We start from the raw sequence: 22,596 nt of genomic DNA on the forward strand, positions 1-22,596 counted from the left end.
GTCCGGCCGAGCCGTTCACGGTTCTCGCGCGATCCGTGTCAGGTGCAGTTGGCGGTGGCGTCGAAGGAGTTCTCGTTGTTGCGCAGGGCGGAGTTCAGGTTGCCCCCGCGACCGGCGTGCACCCAGTTGTAGTTGCCCACGGAGCCGGCGGACACCCACGTCGTGGCGCCGCAGTTGGTCGTGTAGCTCCCGATCGAGGCGGCGTTGTTGCGGACGGCGTGGCCGTCGCTGAACTTGTAGCCGGACAGGTCGGAGTAGTAGCCGTAGCCCTTGAAGATCCCCCCTGCGCCGTTCGGGCTGTAGTAGAGACAGCCGTACGCGCCGGTGTAGTTGCAGTGGTCGGACCAGCTGTCGACGTTCCAGCCGGTGGCCGAGGCCGGCGCGACGGCCGCGCCGACCCCCACCAGCGCCATGGCGGCCACCAGGCCGGCCTTCTTGCGTATCCCTCGCAGACGCATGCAGGCGTCCTCTCTCATCGGGTCCGGTTCGCCGGGCTGCCCTTCCCGGGCGCCCGGTACGGCCGCCGTCGTCGGCTGGGCCGTGCCGGGCCAGCGTCGCCGGAGCGGCGGGACCGCGGCTTGTACGAATGCGACCCGTGCGTCCCTGACGCCGGATATCGGCCAACTCCTTGCCGATTGACCCGCTCGTCCCCTGAACCCCCTAGGCTCGCTGCCGTGTCCGCGTCGATCGAGGGGGGATCGGCTCATGCACGAATTCCTCGCGTGCCCGGCGGAGATGGGCCTGCGCGACCAGGTCCTCGGCTATCGGGGCTTCCGCTTCGACGCGATCGGAGCGCGGCGCAGACTCCTGGTACCCGACGGGGTCGTGAAGGTGATGCTGGGTTTCGGCGACACACTGCGCGTGCTGGACCCGTCCGACCCGACACGCTCCTACTGCGCCGTCTCCCTCGCCAACGGCGTCCGAACCACCGCCGCGATCGGCGAGCACACCGGCGGTATCCACGGGGTGACCGTGCTGCTCACCCCGCTCGCCGCCTACCGGCTGTTCGGGGTGCCCATGTCCGAGTGGGCTCAGCTGTGTGTGCGCCCGGACGACCTCTGCCGCTCACCCTGGTCCGACCTCGCCGCCCGGCTGGCGGAAGTCCCGGACTGGCGCGGCCGGTTCGCGCTGCTGGACCGGGTGCTGCGGGCGGCACTGGAATCGGGCCCCGCCGCCAGCCCCGAGGTGGCCTGGGCCTGGCACACCCTCCAGGGCACGGCCGGGCGGGTACGGGTGGAGGAACTCGCCGACCGGACCGGCTGGAGCCGCCGCCACCTCGAACGGCGCTTCCGCTCCCAGACCGGGTTGACCCCGAAGGGCGCGGCGCAGGTGATGCGGCTGCAGGCGGCCCTGCGGCTGAAGGAGGCCGGCGCGAGCTGGGCCGACGCCGCCGCGCAGGCCGGCTACCACGACCAGCCGCACTTCGACCGCACGTTCAAGGCGATGACGGGCCGCACGCCGAGCGCCTTCCGCGCCGACCGTACGGCCGCGTCCCCGTGCGACGCCCAGGACTTCGTGCCGGGTCAGGTGACGAGCGCCATCCTGACACGCCGGACCTGGCCGTGTCCTGGGTGGTGAGACGGGTAGCCCTGTCACCCATCCTCCGCAGCAGCCGCGGCGGCGATCGTCAGCCGGGACCGTCACCGGTTCTCCTCACGACGTGCTGCGCAGAGGGACGACCTCCCGCCGATTCTCGCGGAGTCGTTCACGGCGCCGGGGTTGCCGGGCACGTGGCGTCGGCGGCCGGGAGCCGCCCGGTCAGCAGATAGCGGCTGCCGTGTCGGTCCATGCAGGTGTTGCCGTCGAACAGGTACTGGCCGTGGTTGCCACCTCCTGCGACGACGAGGCGGGAACCGGCCAGCACCTGGTGCATGCGCCGCGCGCCCTCGACCGGGGTCGCCGGGTCGTCCTTCGCCTGGAGCAGCAGGACCGGTGGCACCTTCACCGAGCCGATCTTCACGGGCCGGGCTGTCGGCGCCTTCCAGAACGCGCACGGCGCGCTGTACCAGGTGTTCAGCCAGGCGAACAACGGAGCCTTGGGGGCCGCCGCCGTCGTGTCCCGGTGCCAGGTCGCCCAGTCGCGGGGCCACGCGTCGTCCACGCAGTTGTAGGCGAGCTGGGCCGGGTCCACGCCGCCGAGGGCGAGCTGGTCGGTCGCACCGAGCAGGGTGCTCGCATCCCCGCGCCGGTAGTCCGATACGGCCTGGGCCACGTCGCCCCAGACCAGATCGGTGTACATGGAGGAGGCCAGCAGATCGTCGAGTTCGGCGCTGCCGGCCCTGCCCCCGGCGGGGTGGGTGTCCACCTGCTTGCGGACGGCGTTCCACGCGGCCGACACCTTCGCCGCACTGGCGCCCAGGTGGTAGGTACCGTCCTTCTTGGCCGCCCATGCGAAGAACTGTTCGGCCCGGTGCTGGAGCGCTGGATTCTGCTCGTATTGCGAGGCGTAGGTGGTGACGGTCGGGTCGACGACGCTGTCCAGGATCATGCGGCCGGTGTGCGACGGGAACAGCGTCGCGTAGGTGGCGCCGAGCTTCGTCCCGTACGAGTACCCGAGGTAGTCCAGCTTGTCGCGGTGGAACGCGGTACGGATCCGGTCCATGTCGCGGGCCGCGTTCTCGGTGGTGATGTACGGCAGCAGGTCCTTGGAGTTCGCCTGGCACTGTTCGGCGATCTTGCGGGCCACGGTGCGTCGCGCCTGCTCCTGCGTCTTTGTCGCGGGCGAGTACGGCAGGGCGGGATGCTTGATCAGCTTCCTGGTGTCGCCGCAGGAGACCGGGGTACTGACACCGACGCCGCGCGGGTCGAAGCTGACCACGTTGTACTGCGCGCCGACGTCCTGGGGCAGTGAACTCCACACCAGCTTCGCCGTGCCGATACCCGATTCACCCGGCCCGCCCGGGTTGACCACGAGGGTGCGCGGCGCGTTCAGATCGCCGGCGATCGACAGGGTGAGCTTGATCTGCCGGCCGCTCGGTTCGGCGGGGTCGAGGGGCACCTCGAGGGTGGAGCAGTAGGTACCGCGAGGAGCGTCGGAGCCTGCGGGGCAGGTGGACCAGTGGAGGGCCGCGGGCCCGGTGACGGTGGCGGCCGGAGCGGCGTCGGCCGCCTGCGGCCCGGCGAGGGCGATGAGCCCGAAGGCGGCAGCCACGGCCGCACTACGCCGTAGGAGGGGAGAGGTCGCGCTGGTCAAGTGTTCCTGCTTTCTGGTCGGTTCTGCTGTCGCCGGAAAGCAAGACGGGGCGGAGGGCCGAAGCGTTGTGTCGCGGCAGAACGAACGTGCGCAGCGGCAGCGCCCACCCGGAAGGGGACGCTGCTCAGCACCGTGACGTCGCCGCGGTGTCGTCCGGGACGTCGATGGTCAGGCCGATGCCGTGGGGGGAGGCGCGGGTGAAGCCGAACCGGGGGCAGTAGGTCGGGTGCCCCAGGACGACGACGTAGCGCTCGCCCATGTCCTTGGCCGCCTCGAGGGCGGCGCGGACGGCCGCGGAGCCGGCGCCGCTCCTCTGCTGCTCGGGTCTCACGGACGGCGGGGACATCGGCGCGGGTCTCGGCGCGCGTGATCCAGGTACTGGTCATGCGACCCGATCACGTCCCACTCACCCGGATTCACCATGGCGCTCCCGTAGGTGACGGTGAGCCAAGGATGTCACGACGATGCCGCTCGGCCGCTCGGCAAGCCTCAGCCGACGTCCACGTAGTCGCCGGGGGCATTGGCCGACCCGGTCGTGCCGGTCCCCGCGAAGCTCCAGCGCCAGTAGCCGTCCGCGGTCGCCGTCGCCGTGGTCTTCAGGGCGCCGCCGGTTCCGCTGGTCACCGTCTTCACGGTGGTGTAGGTGGTCGCCCCGGCCTTGCGGAACTGCAGCTTCACCTTCTGGCCCGCGTAGCCGTCGTAGGTGCCGCGGTCCCAGTTGGCGCGGGTCAGCGCACCCTTGACGGTGAGGGTCTTGCCCGCGGCCACCGGCTCCGGGGAGGCGTCGGCGGTCAGCCTGGCGGAACGTTTCATCGAGAAGGTGCCCGCGCTGTCCAGGTTGATGTAGTCGAAGTCGTAGGCGTCGACGGAGGTCCACACGTGCCAGATGCCGGCGGTGGAGTTGCTGTGGGCCGTACGCGGGCCGATGGTGATGTCGGTGGTGCAGGTGGAGGTGGTCTCGCTGCCGGGGTCGGGGGAGCAGGTCATCGGGGTGTCGGAACCGGGCCCCGCGTTTCCGTCGGGGTTGTCGAACGAGCCGTGGTAGACGAATCCGAAGGCGTCCTTGATTCCCGAGTTGTCGGCGGCGGTGATGCTCAGCGTGAAGGTCTTGTAGCCGGTGGCACCGACCACTACCGGCTTTCCGTCGTTGACCACGACCTGGACGATGTGGGTGTCCCCCTGGCCGGAGTCGGCGTCGGCCGTCGTCACGGCGAGGGCGGACAGGACCAGCGCGCCCGACAGGGCGGTGACGGCAGAACGTATGAGCATGTGTCCTCGCATGGGATGAGTGGTCCGCCCGGGATCCGGACTGAGGCCGGACGACAACTAGGGACGCCGGACGGCGTCAGGCGGTTCGCAGCGCGGCCGAGCGGGCGCACAGGTCCGCTCGGTTGACCGCCCCCGTCTTCGTCATGAGGCTCGCGATGTGCTTCTCGGCCGTACGCGGCGAGATGAACAGGCGGTCCGCGATGTCCTTGTTGCCGAGCCGCTCCGCGAGCAGCCGGAAGACCTCGAACTCCCGGACGGTGACGCCCTGCGCGCGCAGGTGCTCGGGGATGCCGCTGGTGCCCGAGCGGTGCTGGTGCACGGGAGCGCCGAGCCGGCGCAGCCCGGCCCGGCAGGCGCCCGCGACGGCCGCCACGTCCCGTTCGTGGAAGTAGTGCTCCGCCCGCCGCAGCCACCCCACCGGATCGCCCCAGCCGTCCTGGTGTGCCGCGTCCGCGATCAGCCGCAGCCCGAGGTGCTGGGCCATCGGATACGGCTCCGCCACCGCCAGCGCCGCCTCGACCGTGGCGGCGGCGCGTGCGCCCTCGCCCTCGCGGCCCAGCAGCACGGCGTCCGCGAGCATCACGAACTGACGGTTCCAGCGCATCCGGGCGACCGCGGTGGCGGTGATCTCCTCGTGCCGGGCCCGGTCCGCCTCCCCGGCGAGCAGGTCCAGCAGCAGGACGAGGCCGTGGGTGCCGCTGAGGTGGTAGGTGGAGGGGTTGCCGGCCTCCAGGGCCAGCACCTCGCGCAACTCCGCCCGGCCCAGCTCGCGGTCCTCCTCCATCAGCGCGCAGAAGGCGCGGGCCAGGCCGGAGCACAGCGGCTCCTCCTGTGAACCGGACCCGTCCCACTCGGCGAACGCGGCCAGCGCCGCCTCCATCGCGGTACGGTCGCCGAGGTGCGCCTCCAGCGTGGCCTGCGCCATGAGGACGTAGCGCACCGCGGGGGCGAGCCGCAGCCGGCGTACGACGGCCAGGCACTCGGCGGCGGCCGCGCGGGCGGTGTCGTAGCGGCCGCGGAGCACACCGTCGAGGACAAGGATGCCGTCCACCGTGTGCACGATGTTGACCGAGCCGAGCCGCAGGGCCTCCGCACGGGCCGCGAGCAGGCCCGAGGTGTCGCCCTCGGCCAGCCAGGCGTTGCCGCCCATGCGGGTGGCCGCGTACATGCGCTGCAACGGCAGCCGGTGCCGCTCGGCCGTGGTGAGGGCCTGCTCCAGCATCGCCTGCGACTCCTCCGGGTCCCGTTCGCGGGCCACGGTGGCGAGCAACTCCCGGGCCTGGCAGGCGACGACGGGCAGCCCGTACCGCTCGGCGGTGTCGGCGGCCGAGCGGGCCAGCTTCTCGGCGTGCTGGGTGCGGTCGGATCCGGGCGTGTCCAGGGCGAGGTAGGCGGCAGTGACGTCGACGGCGGCCGCGGTCGCGTCGTCCGGAGCCGCCGCAAGCACCTCCCGGGCCCTGGCGATCTGCCGGTTGCCGTCGGTCCAGCGGCCCGCCGTGTGCGCGACCTTGGCCAGCCGGGTGTGCAGGGTCGCCAGCCGGGCCGGGCTCAGGCCGGAGCCGTCGAGCACATGGAGGTCCTCGGCCAGGTCGAAGGCGCGGGCGAAGTCACCGGCCTCGGCGAGCGCGGGCAGCAGGTGTTCGAGCACCCCGGCCCGGGCCTGCGGATCGCTGCCGGACGCCAGCAGGTCCTCGGCCCGGCTGAGCAGGGTCACCGCCGAGCCCAGCGCGCCCGCCGCCAGCGCCCGCCCACCGGCCTCCGCGAACAGCCGCCCGGCCTCGGCGGTGTCACCGGCCTCGCAGCGCAGCCCCGCGGCCAACGCACACCAGTCACCGGCGAGTTCGGGATGCAGCTCCTCGACCGCCTCGGCGCCCCGGCGGGCCAGCTCGGCCCGCCGGCCGGGCGTCATCTGGGTGAACAGGGCCTCCACGGTGAGCGAGTGACGGAAGGAGTACCAGTCCGGGGCGGGCTCGTCGGGCAGCACCAGCCGGGCGGCCACACCCGCGTGCAGGTGGCTGAGCAGGGCACGGTCGTCGATGCCGGTCATGCGCTGCAGCACGGTCAGCGGGAAGCGCCGGCCGAGGACGGCGGCGGCCGACAGCAGGGTGAGGCCCTGTGCGCCGAGCCGGTCGATACGGCGGAGGATGCCGCGGGCCAGAGCGGAGGAAACGTCACTTCGTAGATCCCCGACCGCCCGCCAGCCGTCCGGGCCCTGCACCAGCGTGCCGGCCCCGATCATGGACTGCAGCAGCTCCTCGACCAGGTACGGGCTGCCCGCGCTGTCCTCCCACAGCCGCCGCAGCACCGGTGCGGGCACCTCGTCGGGGGCGCACACGCCGAGCTGGGCCGCGATCATGTCGTGGACCTGAGGGCGGGTCAGCGACGGCAGTTCGACCAGGGTGGCGGCACCGCGCCGGCGGGCCGACTGCGCCAGGTCCAGGGCGTCGCTGAAGTCCGTCCGCACGGTGGCCAGCAGCAGGACCGGCGTGTACTCCAGGTTGTCCACCAGGTACTCGAGGACGCCGAGCGTCTCCGGGTCGGCGTCGTGCAGGTCCTCCAGCAGCAGGAGCTGGCCCTGGCCGCGGGCGGCGGCGATGAGCAGGCGCAGGACCGCCTCGCCCAGGATCACCATCGAGCTGCTCTCCCGCTCCCCGGTGTCCCAGTCGGGAATCAGCTGCCCGAGGACCGGCCGGTAGGGCCCGAGGGCCAGGTCGTCGAGGGGTTCTCCGCTACGGAACAGCGACATCAGCGCCTCGGTGAGCGGCCGGAACGGCACGGCCGGACCCGTCGTGCTGCTGCGGCCGCGCAGCACCCGCATCCCGGACCCGAGCGCACCGCCCACGGCCTCTGCCGCCAGCCGTGATTTGCCGACCCCGGCCTCGCCGACCAGGAAGACGACACCACCGCGACCTTGCCGGGCGTCGGACAAGGCACGCTCAAGCAAGCCCAGTTGGGGATCCCGCCCGACCAAGGAAGGCGCATGGGAACGCATGAACGCAGATGATAATCGGAATTTCGGGACGTGTGGCAGGTCGCCCGCACACGTTCCAATTCCCGTGCGAAAGCGGTGGTGCGGGCCCGCCGAAGGGGCCCGCACCACCGCTGGGTGTCACTGCCGACGAGGCGTCACCGCGGCGCGGAGACCGAGGTGTCCAGCGTGCTCAGCGTGATGACGATCCCGCTGGTCAGCACCATCCCGGCCAGCACGCGGGCGCGGGCGCAGGCGCGGTTGCGGCCCTTGAGGGCGATCCCGCCCGCCGCGTCCTGCTCGACGGTGGCGGCCTCGGTGAGGTCGGCGTCGGTGGCGGTGGTGGTGAGCTGCTTGTCCATGACGGTGATCCCCTTCGGATGACCCGTGCGGGCGAGCACGGGGTGGGAGGCGGAGGAAAGCCGTGGTGCTGACGAGCGGTCGAGCTTGGGTGCGCGGGTCGGTCAGTGGAGCGGTCGGTGGTCGGGATGTCCCAGGAGCAGAACGGAGGGGACGGTCTCGGGGCGGGCCAGGCGGAGCAGGCCGTGGCCGATGCCGGACAGTCCGGTCAGCAGCCCGGGGGAGGGCACGTGGTCGGGAGTGGCACATCGGTGGCCCTGAGCCTCGACGAGGGCGAGCACCTGGCCGGTGCGCCGGGTGAGGGTCGCGGCCGCGGTCGTGTCACCCCGTTCGGCGAGCACGGCCAGGGCCTCCAGCGTGCCGAGGGTGCCGTGTCCCAGGCTCAGATCGGGGTACACCTCGGTCTCCGTCAGTCGGTTGCGGACCGACGGTGCGTCGTGTCCGACGGCGGCGGCCGCCACCCCGGCGAGTCCGGAGCACCAGGACGGGTCCTGTGCCGTGGCGGGTGCGTCCTGCACCGTGGCACGGAGCATGGCGTGCGCGGTGGCCGCGTGCGCGGCGGCATGTCCGGGCCGACGGGCCGCGTACCGCAGCAGCGCCCAGCCGACGCCCGCGCCGCCGTCCGCGAATCCGGGGACCCCGTCGGCGTCCGCCGCCGTGGCCAGCAGCCGGTCAGCCACCGCGTCCGCCAGCCGCAGAGCGGCGGGTGCCCCGGTCGCCTCGTGCACCGCGACCGCGGCGGCCAGCGCTCCGGCCGTACCGCCGGCCAGCCCCGGATCCGGGCAGGCCGCCACGGCGTGGCCGAGCGCGGTCAGCGCGTCCGGCAGACAGTCCGTCAGGTTCTCGTCCAGCAGGACCGACAGCCGCACCAGGGCGTACAGGATGCCGCCCAGCCCGTCGTACGCCCCGGGACCGGCCGCCGCACTCGACTCGGGATCGGCGGCCAGCGCCTTCAGCAGAGCCGGCAGCGGCGTCACGGCCTCCCGGGCCAGCGGCGCGTACCTGCCGCTCCCGGTCAGGGCGTCCGCCTGGGCCAGGAACAGCGCCACCCCGCAGTAGCCCTGCGCGAGTCCGGCGCCCATGGGCAGCACCGCCCAGTGCGGGCCCGAAACCCGTTCCAGACCCAGCCAGTTGGTCCGGCCTTCCGAGCGCACCGCGCGGGCGGCGATCTCGTCGGCGATCCCGCAGGCCGCGGCGAGCAGCCGGGACGGCTCGGGCACGACGGCGGGCACCGGCGCCACGGTCAGCTCGGACCTGGGCCGGTCCTGCGGAGCGTGGGTGCCGCGGGCCGCGAGCGTGGCGGCGACGATCCACTCCTGGTCGTGACAGTCGACCTCGTCCATCCGGGCGATCTTCTCCCGGACCGCGGTCAGACTCGCCACCGGCAGCAGACCGGGCAGCCAGGTCCCATCGGCCGCCCGGACCCCGGTGCCGGACGGCCGATGGGCGAACAGGGGTACGTCACCGCGCCACAGGTCCGCCGTCTCGTGCTCGACGAGCCGCCGGCGCGTCTCGTCCTGCTCGGACTCGGTCCACAGGACGGCGAACACACCTTCCCGGGCCAGCGCGTCACCGAGCAGCGACGGATGGGTGGACTCCTCCAGCAGCGTCGCGTACAGCCGGGTCGAGCGGACGATGAGGCGCGCCGGACTGTCGGCACGGACGGCCAACGGCCCGTCGGCACCGATCAGTTCGCGGCCGTGTGTGGCGATGGCCGCGTAGGCGGTGCGGAAGCCCTCCAGCAGGGCGGCCCGGTGGTCGGCGCCGTCCAGCGGACGGCCGTCGGGCAGGGGGTGGTTCTGCGCGGCCGGGCTGAGCACCGGGGCGCGCACGGCCCGCATGGTGTCCGTGCCGCTGTCCTCCCAGCGCAGCCCCTCGCTCGGATAGGTGCCGTCGGTGGACCGGCCGAGCGCGGAGATGTCGAGCGCCCCGTGCTCACCGATCAGCAGGTGGGGCAGCAGGCAGGTGCGGTGCACGGACGCGTGCAGAGCGTCCGCGGCCGGGTCGGCACCGGCCGTCATGGCCTGCGGGAGCCCGGTGTGCAGCAGCGTCTCGGCGTCCACCAGAACCGGCTGGTCGCCGCAGGCGATGACGTTCTCGTAGTGCATGTCCGCGCCGTCCACCGCGTACAGCAGGGCCAGCAGCGCGCCCTGCCGCCGGTAGAAGGCGTCGGTCTCGGTCACCGACCGGCACCAGCGGTGTTCCACGAACTCCAGCCAGCCGTACCCGTCCCGGCGAAGACCGCGCGGGCTGCGCAGCCCGAGCCCGGGCACCTTGGCGTTCAGCCAGCCCACCAGGTCGTCCAGGAGAGCGTGCTGCTCCAGCGGCCGGGGCTTGTACACGATCCGGTCGCCGCTCGCGAAGTGCAGGACCGCGACCGCCCGGTTGCCCTGGTGCGCGTCACCCAGGCCGAGGTCGGCGCGGGTGAGCGCGCCGGGGATCCGCCCGTCGAGGAGACCGGCGGTCAGGTCGTCCCGGTCGGCCTGGAACCGGCGCAGGAGTTCGGCGGTGGCCTCGGCGGCGTCCAGCGCGGTCTGCCCGAGCATCCGGGCCAGCACCGGGTAGGCGGCGAACAGCCCGCCCAGACCCTGCCGGGTGCGCGTCACGGAGAGGAACGAGGTGAACCGCTCGCGCGGTCCGGCTCCGGCCAGCCGGCCGGTCCGCCGCGCCGAAGTGAGTTCGTGGACCAGGGTGCGCGCGGCCTGCCGGACCAGCTGGTGCGTCAGGCGCTCCTCGAACGCGCCCCGCCAGACCGCCCGTTCGGCCGCCGGCAGCCCCTCCAGCAGGCTGTCCAGCCGCGCGGCCGCCGGGGCGACGAGCGGTCGTACGACGGGGGCGAACGCATCGGGTCCCGCACCGCCGTCCGTGCTCCCCTCCACCGTTTCCTCGGTGGCCGCGTCCAGGGCCTGTTCGACGTACCACGCCCAACGGGGCTTGTCCGCACGGGCCGCCAGCCGCTCGGTGGGCTCCAGCGCGAGCGCCGCCGCCGTGCCCGCGTCCACTCCCAGGTGGGCCAGCCGCGCGGCGAACCCCTCCGCGTCGCCGGCGGCCCAGGGGGCGCGGACGGCGGCGGGCCCGGTCGGCGCCGCGGGGAGGTCCCGGGCGGCGAGCCGTTCCGCAAGGGTCAGCGCCGGGGCCCACCAGTCGAGCGGCAGGCCGGCGCTCCGGGGAGTCGGGAGGCTGGCGGTCTCAGTCACGAGACGAAGGTCGCAGAGCCGGTACGTCCCCCACATGGGGAAGCGACCCCCATATTCTCCGTGGGCCCCCACCCCACTGGGGAACGGCCCCGCCCCGGGCGGAAGAATCCGCAGGTCGGCAGGGGTGCCCACGTAACCCCCAGATGGGGGTGGCGAGTTCCTTCCGGGTTCGTGACAACCCGGTTCACCCGCCGGTACGGCCCTCGGACCCGCCCTTCGGACGGCGCGCGACCCCCATGCCCCCGCACTTCCCACCCCCACCCGGCCTTCACACAACCTCCCCGGACCCCCTCCACGGCGCCACGACCGGCTCCCGCCCGCCCCTCGTCCGGGGCCGACAGCCACCGGGCGGGAAAGGTGGGGGACTCCTACCGATGCTCCGCACCTGTCGGCGACAGCAGGGTGTCGTGCAGTACCCCAGACCGCCCGTCACTCCGACGACCGGGCGGACGACCTTCCAAGGAGAGCAGATGGGAGCACCCGTACCCGTCGGTGTGGTCGCCCTCGACCCGGTGCTGGAGGCCGGCACCCGCAGTAGCCTGCTCGTGTGCCCGGGGCTGGCCGTGTGCGAGCCCGGCGACGCACGGGTCGCGGTCCTCACCGTGGACCGGCTCGGCCCCGCCGAACTCGACATGGTGCGCACGACCCGCGCCCACCCGAACCGCCCGGCCGTCGTCCTGGTGGCCGGCGCCCTCGCCTCCGGTGACGCACTGCACGCCCTCGCCGCCGGCGCTCGCGGCCTGCTGCTGCGCCGGGAGGCCGACTCCGCGCGCCTCGCCCACGCGGTGCTGGCCGCCGCCCGGGACGACTGCACCCTGCCCCCCGACCTGCTCGAACAGGTCCTCGACCGGCCGGGCTCGGCCCGGCACACGGCGGGCGGCTGGGCGGGCAGTGCCCTGTCGGAGCGCGAGCGATCGGTCCTGCAGCTGGTCGCCGACGGGCACGAGACGGCGGAGATAGCCCAGCGCCTCGCCTACTCCCCGCGCACGGTGACCACGGTCGTCCACGACATCACCCAGCGCTTCCGGCTGCGCAACCGCGCCCACGCGGTCGCCTACGCACTGAGGGCGGGCCTGCTGTGACGACTGCTTCGACCGGCCCCACCACCAGCGGTGCGCTCCGGATGCGCGTCCTGTCGCCGCGCCACGCGGATCGCGTCCGCACCCTCGCCCGCCGCGCCGGTCTGCACCAGACGCCCGGTCAGGAATCCGCCACCCCCACGGTGATCGTCGCCGACGACGCGGAGCAGGCGCTGCGGGCCGTCCGCGACCCCGGCCCGCTGCTGCTCGTGTGCGACAACGTCACGCGCAGGGGCCTGATGCTGGCCCTCCGCGCCGGAGCTGTCGTCCTCAGGACCGCGGACCTCACCGAGGACACCCTGACGGCAGCCCTCCGCAGCACCGGCCATCCGTACCGGAGCATCCCCTACCCGGTGCTGTCCCAAGTCCTCACCAACGGCCCGCAGCACGGCGCCCCGGCGCGGACCGGGGCGAACCCCGCCCTGACGGCCCGGCAGACCTCCGTGCTGCGCCTGATGGCCGAGGGGCACGCCAACGCGGACATCGCCCGGCTGCTGTCCTGCTCCGAACACACCGTCAAGAACGTCATCTACGAGGTCATGTCCCGCCTCCAGGCCCGCAACCGCGCCCACGCGGTGGCCCACGCGGTACGCCACGGCCTCATCTGACGCCGTGCGGCAGGCCTGCCGACGCCCTGACGGCGTCTCAGAACGACGGTGTCGGCAGCAGCCGCGGCTCGATGCGCTCCTCGACCGCCCGATCGCCCTGCCGGGAGACCAGGTAGGCGCCCTTGCCCGGAAGTTCCGTCACGGCCTCGACCAGCTCGGTGCCCCGGTAGACCAGGCCCACCCCGTCGTCGGTGCAGTGGGAGGCCGGCAGGGTGCCGTCCGCGACGAGGCGGTGGATCAGCGGGCGCCGGCCCTCGTCGGAGTCGTAGTGCACCCCGTTGCCGTACGGCAGCAGGCCGAGGGCGTCGGTGACGGGGCGCAGCTCGGGTCCGAAGGAGTCCGTCGCGCCACCCCGGAACCAGCAGATGGAACCGGCGCTCACCCCGGCGAGGACCACGCCCGCCCGCCAGGCGCGGCGCATCACGGCGTCCAGGCCGTGCACCCGCCACACGGCGAGCAGATTGGCCACCGAGCCGCCCATCACCCAGACCACGTCATGGCCGAGGACGGTGCCCTCGACGTCGTCGACGTTCGGCATGGGGAACAGTTGCAGCGGGGTGAGGTCGAAGCCCGCCACCCGGGCCGCCTCGGACACCCGCGCCGTGACGTGTTCCGCGTCCCCCGTGGCCGTGCCGACGTACAGGATCCGCGGGCGCCTGCCGTGCACGCCGGAGAGGTCGACCGCGTGGTGGACCAGGGCGTCGAAGAGCACCCGGGTGCGTCCGCCGACGCGGTGCCCTCCGGAGGTGGCGAGGATGGTCGGTTCGGGTGCCGTCACGCGCGTGATCGTATCGCGGTGACTCCGGGGGAGGCACGGAGAAATCGTGGAAGTGGACCCGGCGAGCCTCGGGTGGCGCAGCCGAACAGCCCAGTGGGGGCCGGTCGTTGGACCGGCCCCCACTGCTCCCCTCCGGTGAGCTTCCCCTATGAGCCGCGCAGGGCCACGGCGGCCGCGTACCCGGCCGGCACGAGGACGTCCCGCAGGGTCCAGTCCGGCGCCGGTGCGACCGGCAGCGGTCCGGTGCCGACGTAGTCCAGCGCGGGATCGCGCACCAATCCCGTGCCCAGGCCCTTGAGGTAGGCCTCCTTGCGGACCCAGGCCCGGGTGAACGCAGCCGGACGCTCGTGCGCGGGCACCAGGGCCAGTTCGTCCCGCTCCGCCACGTGCAGCGCGGACTGCGCGCTCAGCACCGCCTGCGCCGTGGCCAGCCCCTCCACGTCCACTCCGACCGGAGCGGCGGCGAGCGCCACCAGCACCAGACCTCCGCTGTGCGACAGCGAGAAGTGCACCCCCGGGGTCCTCAGCGCCGGCCGGCCGTGCGGTCCGCCGCAGCCCGCGCACGGTTCGCGCACCAGCGGCAGTGCGTCGGCCCGCATGCCCAGCAGGACGCCGAGGACGTTGCGGAGTGCCGCGTGCGCCACGACGTAGGCGTCCCGGTCCCGGGCGTGCCGGAACGCACGGGCACGCGCCCGCTCCTCCGCGTCCAGCAGCTCCTGCGCACAGCGCAGCGCGTGTTCGTCCAGGGCGCCGACCCGGGCCTGGTACAGCTCCAACGGCCCGTCCAGCGTCCGGGGCCGAGGGACGTACGTCTGGCGCCGCAGACCCGACAGGTCCAGCACGGCGGGGCAGAGCCAGCCCGGCGGCGGGGCGTCGGCGGGGCGGGTCAGGAGCGGACCCGGGTGGCGCTCAGACATCAGCCCCGGCCAGCCGGCGGCGCAGGCTGAGCGGGCGCATGTCCGTCCAGATCACGTCGATGTGGTCAAGGCACTCCTGCCGACCGCCCCGCCGACCCTCCGGGTACCAGCCCGCGGGCAGCTCGCGGTCCGCGCGCCAGATCGAGTACTGCTCCTCGTCGTTGCGCACCACGAGGTACACCTCGTCGCCGTCCGGGCCGGCCTCCTCGCCGCCCGTACCGGTCGCCAGGTTGTCGTGCGTCATGGTGAACCTCCCGCAGGTGATGGGCCGGCCGCAGGTCAGGGGCCGACGAGGTCAGCGTGCCCGCGGCCGCGCACCCGGGGCAGGGACGAACGCGCCGATCCGCCGGCGCGCGTTGCTGCCGGATCTTCTCTGGTGGCGGGTGGCCGTGCCGCGGGACGGTGCTGACCGGTCGCGGGGAGCCCGGCACCCGGAACACCCCCGGCGGCGCCTGTCGCCCGGCCGAGCCGCGCGATTCCCGCGCACCCCCTTTCCGGAAGGAGCCACGCGATGTCGGACGAGCACGCACCTGTCCTGCTGCCGGGCGGAGGCTGGCGGCTGTGGGAACAGTTCGCGCTGCGCGGCCCGGGCTTCCCCGCCGACGGCGTCCTGCGCCTCGCCCCGCCCGGACTGGCCGAGGCCGCCGACAAGTTCGGCCCGGACGACGACCTGTCCGGCACCGAGTGGCAGGCCTTCACCGAGGACGTCTCCGAGGCCGCCGTACGCACCGCCCGCCACCTGCAGGAGATCGCCGCCCAGGCCCGCTTCCAGGCGGCCCTGGCCTGGCAGAACCCGGCCGTGCTGCGCACCGGCATCGCCCCGTTCCTGCGCTGGACGCCCACGACCGGGAGCCGCAGCAGCATGCCCCGGCAGCGTGAGGAACTCGTCGCCCACTACTGGCAGCGGTTCTGCGTGAAGAACGACACCATCGGCTTCTTCGGCCCGGTCGGCTGGGGCCACTGGGACCTGTCCACCCCGCAGGCCGTCGCCGTCGACCCGGGGCAGGGCTTCCTCGCCGCGTCGGAGGTGTATTTCTCCGGCTGGGCGATCGACGCCCTCGCGAAGGTGCTGGCCGAGGACCGGGAGCTGATGCGCTGGGTCCCGCCCCGCCGGGTGTCCTTCGTACGCGGCGCGGACGGCGCGGTGCGGGTGCCGGGGCGGCCGGCCCAGCAGATCGGCGCCACCGAGCTGGCCGTGCTGGAGCTGTGCGACGGCACCCGTCACCCGGACGCGATCGCCGGCGCCCTGGGCATCGAACCGGCCGAGACGGCCCGGATCGTGGGCGAACTCGTCTCCCGCCGCTGGGTGCACTGGAAACTGGAGGTACCCGCCGCCACCCACCCCGACCGCGTCCTGCGCCGCATCCTGGAGCGCGTACCCGACGAGGCGGCCCGCGAGCGTGCGCTCGCCAAGCTCGTCGTGCTGGAACGCGGCCGGGACGCCGTACGCGACGCCGGTGCCGACGCCACCGCGCTGACCGCCGCTATCGGCGCCCTGGAGGCCGACTTCGCCGCGCTCACCGACAGCGAGGCCCAGCGCGCCAAGGGCGAACGCACCGCACCCTGCCGGGGGTTGGTGTACTCCGACGCCCGCCGGGCGGCGACCGCCACGGCCGGCGCCGGACTCCTCGCCCATCTGGAGCCGCTCCAGCTGTGCCTGACCGCCGCCCGCTGGATGACCAACCGCTTCGCCGACGCCATCCGCACCCGCCTGCACACCGTCCACGACCGGCTGCACGCCGACGGCGCGAGCGTGGACCTCGCCACCCTGTGGCTGCACACCCTGCCCTCCCCGCACCCGGACGCCGGCGACCTCATCGACACCGCCCAGGCCGAGCTGCGCGCCAAGTGGTCGAGGATCCTCGACCTGCCGCCGGGGGCGCGCCGGGTCCGGCTGTCCACGGCGGAGCTGGCCGACCGGGTGCGGCGGGAGTTCGACGAACCGGGCGACGGCTGGTCGCTGGCCCGGTACATCAGCCCCGACGTCCTGGTGATGGCCGAGGACGACGAGGCCCTCGCGCGCGGCGACGTCGAACTGGTCCTGGGCGAGATGCACTGCGCGCTGAACACGATGGGCGCCTCGCTGTTCGTGTACCAGCATCCCGACCGGGATGTGCTCCTCGCCGAGACCACCCGCGACTTCCCCGGCCCGCGGCTGCTGCCCATGCTGCCGAAGGAACTGCCCCTGAAGTGGTCCTCGCGCAGCCGCCCCGCCCTGGACCGGCCCGAGGACCACTACGTCGCCCTCGTCGACCAGACCGGCGACCCGCACCGGCCCCGCACCGTGCTCGGCGCGGACGTCACCGTCGAGGACCGCGCCGGCCGGCTCACCGCCGTCCTGCCCGACGGCACGGCGTACGACCTCCTCGACGTGTACGCCAACACGCTCACCCAGCGCGTCATGGACCGTTTCACCCTGCGCCCGGAGGCTGAGCACACCCCGCGCATCACCATCGATCGCATGACCGTGGCCCGCGAGACCTGGCAACTCCCCGTCTCCGGAGTGGACTTCGCGGACGAGAAGGCGGAGGCCGCCCGCTTGGTCCGCGCTCGGCACTGGCAGCGCCGCCATGAGCTGCCCCGGTTCGTCTTCGTCGTATCCCCGACCGAACCCCGCCCGTTCTACGTCGACTTCGACAGCCCCGTGTACGTCACCATCCTCGCCAAGGCGGCCCGCAGGCTCGCCCGCAAGGACCCCGAGGCCCGGCTGAAGGTCAGCGAGATGCTGCCCACCCCGGAACAGGCCTGGCTCACCGACGGCGAGGGCCGCCGCTACACCTCCGAACTCCGGTTCGTGGCCGTCGACCAGACCGCGGTCGGCACCGGGGAGGCGTGATGCGTACCGTAGCCGACGACATCGACGCACACGCCCGGCTTCACCCACGGCGCATCGCGCTCACCACGCCTTCCGGTGAGGTGACCTACGCCCGACTCGCCGAGCACATCGAGGAGACGGCCCGGATCCTGCGGGCCCACGGCCTCGGCCCGGAGACGGTGTGCGCCGTGGCCGTCGAGCACGGCACCCGGGCGGTCGCGGCCATGGCCGCGGTCCTGCGCTGCGGGGCGGCCTTCCTGACGCTCGACGTGGGGCAACCGCGCGACCGGCTGGCCGCGTTCACCCGCAGCGCGGGCGCCACCCTGCTGCTGACCACGTCCGGCCTGGCCCCCGCCCTGGGCCTGCGGATGCCGTCCGTCCTCCTCGACCGGCCGCACCCGGGAACCCCGGACGACACACCGCCCGGCCCGGTCGATCCCCACGCCCTCGCCTACGTCAGCCACACCTCCGGCAGCACCGGGGAACCCAGTGCCGTCCTGGTCGAACACCGCAGCCTCGACGCCTACTTGCGCGACACGGCCTCCGCGTTCGGCCTCGGCCCGGACACGGTGGCCCTGCAGACGGCACCCCTCGGTTACGACGCCTCGATCCGGGACACCTTCGTCCCGCTGCTCGCCGGCGCCCGCCTGGTCGTCGTGGACCGGGCCCGGCTGCTGCGCCCCGAGGAGTTCGCCCGCACGGTCCGGGCGCACGGCATCACCGCAGTGCTGAGCACCACCCCCTCCTTCCTGTCCCACCTGTCCGGGCAGCAGGGCCTGGGCGAACCGCTGGCGGGCGTCGGCCTGGTGGCGTCCAGCGGGGAGTCGCTGCGGCCCTTCCTCGCCGCGGGCGGCCGCTCCCTCGTGCCCGGCACGCTGGTCAACCAGTACGGCCCGACCGAGTGCACCATGACCACCACCCGGTACGCCGTCCCCGCCCGACCCGACCCGTCCGCCGACCCGGTGGGCACGCCCCGCGCCGGAGCCGTGATCCGGATCCTGGACGCCGACCTGGCGCCCGTGGCCGACGGAACCGTGGGCGAGGTGTACATCGGTGGCGCCGGCCTGGCCCGTGGCTACGGTGGGCGACCGGCCCGTACGGCGGAGTGCTTCGTACCCGACCCCTACGGTCCGCCCGGCGCCCGCCTCTACCGCACCGGCGATCTCGGCTGGTGGGGACCCGAGGGCCTGCACTACGCCGGCCGCACCGACCGGCAGGTGAAGATACGCGGCTACCGAGTCGACCCGGCGGAGATCGAGGGTGTGCTGCTGGCCCACCCGACGGTCACCGGAGCCGTGGTCACGCCCCACACCGACGACCGGGGACGCGGGTATCTCCTCGCCCATGTCACGGGTGAGCTGTCCGGTACCACGGACACGGCGCTGCGCGCCCATCTCGCCCGCCTGCTGCCGCCGCACCTGATGCCCCGCCGCTTCGTACGACTCGACGCGCTGCCCACCACACGAGGCGGCAAGGCGGACCGCAGGCTCCTTGCCGACGCGGGGAGCGCCGAGAGAGTCGAGTGCTCTGGGAGAACCGGGGGAGCCGAACGAGTCGGGGGAGTCGAACGAGTCGGCAGCGCCGAACGAGTCGGGAGCGCCGAACGAGTCGGGAGCGCCGGATGACCGCCACCGGCGTGCGCCAGGCTGCGACCGTGCGCCTCCCGGGATCCGCCGAGGTGGGCTCTGGACCCGCTGACTCGCGCTCCGGCCTCGCCGACTCGCGCTCCGGCCTCGCCGACTCGCGCTCCGGCCTCGCCGACTCGCGCTCCGGCCTCGCCGACTCGCGCTCCGGCCTCGGCGATCCGCGCTCCGGCCTCGCCGACTCGCACCCCGGCCCCGCCGACCTGCGCGCCGCCGCCGCGCGCATCGCGCCGTACGTCCTGCACACCCCGCTCCTGCCCGGTCCGGCGACGGCGGTGGGCGGCCCGTGTCTGCTGCTGAAGGCCGAACACCTCCAGCCCGCCGGCTCGTTCAAGGTGCGCGGCGCCGCCAACGCCGTTCTCGCGCTGGGCGCCGACCGGGTCGTCACCGGATCCTCCGGCAACCACGGCATCGCCCTGGCCCGCCTCGCCCGCACGCTCGGCATCCGGCTGACGGTGGTCCTTGCGGCGGGTGCGGCCCCCGCGAAGGCCGCCGCCATCCGGGCGCTCGGCGCCCAGACCCTGCGGGTGGGCGGCGGAGTGGCCGAGCGGGAGGAACGCGCCCGCGCTCTGGCGAGCGAGCAGGACGCCGTTCTCATCCCCTCCTCCGACCACCCGCTGGTCGTCGCCGGACAGGGCACGGTCGGCGCGGAAGTGCTCGCCGACGCCCCCGACACGCAGACGGTCTACGTCCCGACGGGCGGCGGCGGACTCCTCGCCGGCGTCTGCCTCGCCACCGACGGCCGCCCGGTGCGCGTGGTCGGCGTCGAGCCCGCGGCCACCCCGCGCTACGCCCGTTCCCTGGCCGCGGGCCGTCCCCTCCAGCTGCCGCCCAGCACCACCGTGGCGGACGGGCTGCGCGGTCAGCGCCCAGGATCCGTCCCCTACCCGATCATCCGCGACCGTGTCGACGACCTGATCGCCGTCGGTGACGCCGAGATCCTCGCTGCCGCGGCCCTGCTGCGCCGGTACGGCATCGACGCCGAGCCCAGCGGGGCCGTGGCCCTGGCCGGTGCCCTGCGCGCCGGCCGCCGCGAACGCGCCGTGGCCGTCGTCTCCGGCGGCAACACGCCCGCCCGCCTGCACGACCTCCACCTCACCCACCCTCACTCGAAGGAGCACACGTCATGACCACGAACACCGCCACCAGCACCCTCGACCTGCTCGTCGGCATCTTCCAGGACGTCCTGGCCCTCGCCGACCTCACCGCCGACACGGACTTCTACGACGCGGGCGGCGACTCGCTCACCGCCTTCCAGATCACCGGCCGCCTCCAGGAGGCACTCGGCGTGGACCTCCCGGTCTCCCTGGTCTTCGCCTACCCCACGCCCCGCGACCTGGCCGAGGTCGTGGACTCGGACTACGGCGCCGCCTGACGCCCCCCCGGGGGGTCCGGTCGTCAGGTCGCACCCCTCGAGGCAAGAAAGGCAAGAAAGGCAAGGACAGTCCACCCGCGTTCGCCAAGGAGAGCCCTGCCATGACCGAAGACCTCGTGCCGTCCCTCGGCCGCTGGCGGCTGTGGGAGCAGTTCGCCCTGCGCGGGCCGGGCTTCCCCGCCGACGGTGTGTTGCGCCTCGCCCCGCCGGGACTGGCCGAGGCGGCCGACAAGTTCGCCGTCGGCGACGCCCTGGACGGTGCCCACTGGGCGGACTTCGCCCGCCTCTTCGCCGAGGGCGCGGTGGAGACCGCCCACACCCTGCAGAACGTCGCCCGCATTCCCGCCTTCCGGGAGGCGGTCGCCTGGCAGAACCCGACCGTGCTGCGCACCGGCATCGCCCCGTTCCTGCGCTGGACGCCCACGGCCGAGAGCCGCAGCAGCATGCCCCGGCAGCGTGAGGAGCTGGTCGCCCACTACTGGCAGCGGTTCTGCGTGAAGAACGACACCATCGGCTTCTTCGGCCCGGTCGGCTGGGGCCACTGGGACCCGGCCGTGCCGGGCGTCGCGCTGGACAGCGGGCACGGTCTGATCGCCGACTCGACCGTCTACTGGGCCAGTTGGGGAATCGACGCGCTGGCGAAGACCCTGGACGCCGACCCGGCCCTGCGCGAGTGGATCGCACCCCGGCGCGTGCCGTTCGTCGCCCTGGACGGGGAGCGGGTCCGGGTGCCGGGGCGGCGCCCGCTGAACCTGTCGGCCGCGGCCGCAGCCGTCCTCGCCCGCTGCGACGGCATCCGCACGGCCCGGCACATCGCCGCCGAACTGCCCGACGCCGACGTGCCCGCCGTCCTGCACGACCTGGTCGCCCGCCGCTGGGTGGTGTGGCGGCTGGAGGTCCCCGCCGACACTCACCCGGACCGCGCCCTGCGCTCCTGGCTCGAGTCCGTCGGGGCGCCCGAGCCCCGCCGCCGCGGCCTCGCGGCCCTGGACCGGCTGGAGGAGGGCCGCGCCCATGTGGCGGCGGCCCGTGACGTCGACGAGCTGGTCGAGGCGATGAACGGCCTGGAGCGTACGTTCGTGGAGATCACCGACACTCCGGCCGTGCGCGAGAAGTCCGCGTCGACGGCCCCGTGCCGGGCGCTGGTGTACTCCGACGCGCGCCGGGCCGCCACCGCCCGCATCGGCCCGGCCGTTCTCGACGCCCTGCGCCCGCTGCGGCCCCTCATGGACAGCGCCGGGTGGCTCACCTCCCGCCTGGCCGAGACGGTGACGGCCCAGGCGCAGCAGGTGTACGGGCGCCTGGCCGCCAAGGGCCCGGTCGACCTGGCCTCCTTCTGGTTCGCGTGCCTGCCCGTACTGCACGGCACGGCGCGCACCGCGGCCACCGAACTCCAGCGGGAGTTCGCCGAGCGCTGGCAGCGCGTCCTCGCCGTGCCGGCCGGGGCCCGTCGCGTGGACGTAGGCCTGTCCGACATCGAGGCTCAGGTCGGGGTGGAGTTCGGGACGATCGGCGGCGGCTGGACGGCCGCCCGCTATCTCAGCCCGGACGTGATGCTTGCGGCCGACGGCGCGGAGTCGGTCGCGCGCGGCGACTTCACCCTCGTCCTCGGTGAACTGCACGTCGCCGCCAACACGTTGGGAGCCTCGCTCTTCACCCACCAGCACCCCGACCCGGACGAACTGCTGCGCCTCACCGACCGCGACCATCCTGGGCCGCGCCTCATGCCCCTGATCCCGAAGGAGCATCGTGCCCGCCTGTCGGCCAGGATCCGCCACACCCTCGTTCGGCCCGAGGACCATCAGGTGGCCCTGGCCGACTTCACGGCGGACCCGGCCCGGCCCCGCACCGTCCGCAGCGCGGACGCCACGGTCGAGGAGCGCGACGGTCGACTGGTCGTCCGGCTTCCGGACGGCTCGGAATTCCCGGCGGTGGACGTCTTCTCCCACGTCCTGACGACCCTGGCGATGGACCTGTTCCGGCTCCTCCCGGAGACGGACCACTCGCCCCGGGTGAGCGTGGACCGCCTGGTGATCGCCCGGGAGACCTGGCGGGTGGCCGCCGCCCGGGCGGAGTTCGCGGACGACAAGGACGAGGCCCGCCGTTTCGTCCGCGCCCGTCACTGGCGCTCCGAACTCGGGCTGCCCCGGTTCGTGTTCGTCGTCTCCCCGACCGAGTCCCGGCCGTTCTACGTCGACTTCGACAGCCCCGTCTACGTCACCATCCTTGCCAAGGCCCTGCGCCGCCTCGCCCGCAAGGACCCGGAGGGCAAGGTCACGATCACCGAGATGCTGCCCACCCCGGAACAGACCTGGCTCACCGACGACGAGGGCCGGCGCTACACCTCGGAGCTGAGGTTCGTCGCCTTCGACACCGAGCCCAGGCCGTAGAGTT

Annotated in this window: 18 protein-coding genes; 8 read left to right on the forward strand and 10 right to left on the reverse strand. The window is 74.0% G+C overall.

Annotated features, from left to right (window positions below):
* Positions 1-38 precede the first annotated feature (38 nt).
* The gene (locus ACIF83_RS23650) at positions 39-458 is read right to left on the reverse strand and encodes a hypothetical protein (protein WP_393483109.1); all 420 of its coding nucleotides are present in this window, start codon (positions 456-458) and stop codon (positions 39-41) included.
* Between the two features lie 247 nt (positions 459-705).
* Here ACIF83_RS23650 and ACIF83_RS23655 point away from each other — a divergent pair, with 247 nt between their 5' ends.
* Positions 706-1,578 (forward strand): helix-turn-helix domain-containing protein, encoded by an 873-nt coding sequence (locus ACIF83_RS23655; protein ID WP_398140992.1) that lies wholly within the window; start codon positions 706-708, stop codon positions 1,576-1,578.
* A gap of 127 nt (positions 1,579-1,705) precedes the next feature.
* Here ACIF83_RS23655 and ACIF83_RS23660 read toward each other — a convergent pair whose 3' ends face one another.
* From ACIF83_RS23660 to ACIF83_RS23685, 6 genes are all read right to left on the reverse strand, one after another.
* On the reverse strand, positions 1,706-3,151 hold the full coding sequence (locus ACIF83_RS23660; RefSeq protein WP_398140991.1) for an alpha/beta hydrolase: 1,446 nt from the start codon (positions 3,149-3,151) through the stop codon (positions 1,706-1,708).
* A gap of 166 nt (positions 3,152-3,317) precedes the next feature.
* Positions 3,318-3,539, reverse strand: coding sequence for a hypothetical protein (locus ACIF83_RS23665; RefSeq protein WP_399729655.1), 222 nt, complete (start codon positions 3,537-3,539; stop codon positions 3,318-3,320).
* Between the two features lie 143 nt (positions 3,540-3,682).
* Positions 3,683-4,462, reverse strand: coding sequence for a calcium-binding protein (locus ACIF83_RS23670; RefSeq protein ID WP_399729658.1), 780 nt, complete (start codon positions 4,460-4,462; stop codon positions 3,683-3,685).
* A gap of 76 nt (positions 4,463-4,538) precedes the next feature.
* Positions 4,539-7,454 (reverse strand): AAA family ATPase, encoded by a 2,916-nt coding sequence (locus tag ACIF83_RS23675; RefSeq protein ID WP_399729661.1) that lies wholly within the window; start codon positions 7,452-7,454, stop codon positions 4,539-4,541.
* A gap of 134 nt (positions 7,455-7,588) precedes the next feature.
* The gene (locus ACIF83_RS23680) at positions 7,589-7,792 is read right to left on the reverse strand and encodes a hypothetical protein (RefSeq protein ID WP_399729664.1); all 204 of its coding nucleotides are present in this window, start codon (positions 7,790-7,792) and stop codon (positions 7,589-7,591) included.
* A gap of 102 nt (positions 7,793-7,894) precedes the next feature.
* Positions 7,895-10,987, reverse strand: a complete 3,093-nt coding sequence (locus ACIF83_RS23685; protein WP_399729667.1) for a type 2 lanthipeptide synthetase LanM family protein — start codon at positions 10,985-10,987, stop codon at positions 7,895-7,897.
* Between the two features lie 470 nt (positions 10,988-11,457).
* Between ACIF83_RS23685 and ACIF83_RS23690 the strand changes: the two genes are divergently transcribed.
* Together ACIF83_RS23690 and ACIF83_RS23695 are read left to right on the forward strand one after the other, a co-directional pair.
* The gene (locus tag ACIF83_RS23690) at positions 11,458-12,069 is read left to right on the forward strand and encodes a LuxR C-terminal-related transcriptional regulator (protein WP_393483088.1); all 612 of its coding nucleotides are present in this window, start codon (positions 11,458-11,460) and stop codon (positions 12,067-12,069) included.
* Positions 12,066-12,674: a response regulator transcription factor gene (locus ACIF83_RS23695; protein WP_399729670.1), complete on the forward strand. Its 609-nt coding sequence runs from the start codon at positions 12,066-12,068 to the stop codon at positions 12,672-12,674. The genes ACIF83_RS23690 and ACIF83_RS23695 overlap by 4 nt, the downstream gene beginning before the upstream one ends.
* Positions 12,675-12,711: 37 nt before the next feature.
* Here ACIF83_RS23695 and ACIF83_RS23700 read toward each other — a convergent pair whose 3' ends face one another.
* The 3 genes from ACIF83_RS23700 to ACIF83_RS23710 form a co-directional block, all read right to left on the reverse strand.
* Positions 12,712-13,452, reverse strand: coding sequence for a Type 1 glutamine amidotransferase-like domain-containing protein (locus ACIF83_RS23700; RefSeq protein WP_393483083.1), 741 nt, complete (start codon positions 13,450-13,452; stop codon positions 12,712-12,714).
* Positions 13,453-13,598: 146 nt separating this feature from the next.
* Entirely contained in the window at positions 13,599-14,369 is a 771-nt protein-coding gene (locus ACIF83_RS23705; protein ID WP_399729673.1) for a 4'-phosphopantetheinyl transferase family protein, read from the reverse strand.
* The gene (locus ACIF83_RS23710; RefSeq protein ID WP_393483078.1) at positions 14,362-14,613 is read right to left on the reverse strand and encodes an MbtH family protein; all 252 of its coding nucleotides are present in this window, start codon (positions 14,611-14,613) and stop codon (positions 14,362-14,364) included. Before ACIF83_RS23710 ends, ACIF83_RS23705 begins: the two co-directional genes overlap by 8 nt.
* Before the next feature lie 267 nt (positions 14,614-14,880).
* On the opposite strand from ACIF83_RS23710, the gene ACIF83_RS23715 reads away from it, so the two are divergent.
* The 5 genes from ACIF83_RS23715 (at position 14,881) to ACIF83_RS23735 (ending at position 22,592) form a co-directional block, all read left to right on the forward strand.
* The gene (locus ACIF83_RS23715) at positions 14,881-17,205 is read left to right on the forward strand and encodes a lantibiotic dehydratase (RefSeq protein ID WP_399729676.1); all 2,325 of its coding nucleotides are present in this window, start codon (positions 14,881-14,883) and stop codon (positions 17,203-17,205) included.
* Entirely contained in the window at positions 17,205-18,809 is a 1,605-nt protein-coding gene (locus tag ACIF83_RS23720; protein ID WP_399729679.1) for an amino acid adenylation domain-containing protein, read from the forward strand. The genes ACIF83_RS23715 and ACIF83_RS23720 overlap by 1 nt, the downstream gene beginning before the upstream one ends.
* Positions 18,806-19,957 (forward strand): threonine/serine dehydratase, encoded by a 1,152-nt coding sequence (locus ACIF83_RS23725; protein ID WP_399729682.1) that lies wholly within the window; start codon positions 18,806-18,808, stop codon positions 19,955-19,957. Before ACIF83_RS23720 ends, ACIF83_RS23725 begins: the two co-directional genes overlap by 4 nt.
* The gene (locus ACIF83_RS23730) at positions 19,954-20,202 is read left to right on the forward strand and encodes an acyl carrier protein (protein ID WP_399729685.1); all 249 of its coding nucleotides are present in this window, start codon (positions 19,954-19,956) and stop codon (positions 20,200-20,202) included. The genes ACIF83_RS23725 and ACIF83_RS23730 overlap by 4 nt, the downstream gene beginning before the upstream one ends.
* Positions 20,203-20,303: 101 nt before the next feature.
* A complete protein-coding gene (locus tag ACIF83_RS23735) occupies positions 20,304-22,592 on the forward strand; it encodes a lantibiotic dehydratase (RefSeq protein ID WP_399729687.1) in 2,289 nt (762 codons plus the stop codon).
* The last annotated feature ends 4 nt before the right edge of the window (positions 22,593-22,596 follow it).

The sequence above is a fragment of the Streptomyces sp. NPDC085866 genome (assembly GCF_044541035.1).
In the GTDB taxonomy this organism is placed as follows: Bacteria; Actinomycetota; Actinomycetes; order Streptomycetales; family Streptomycetaceae; genus Streptomyces.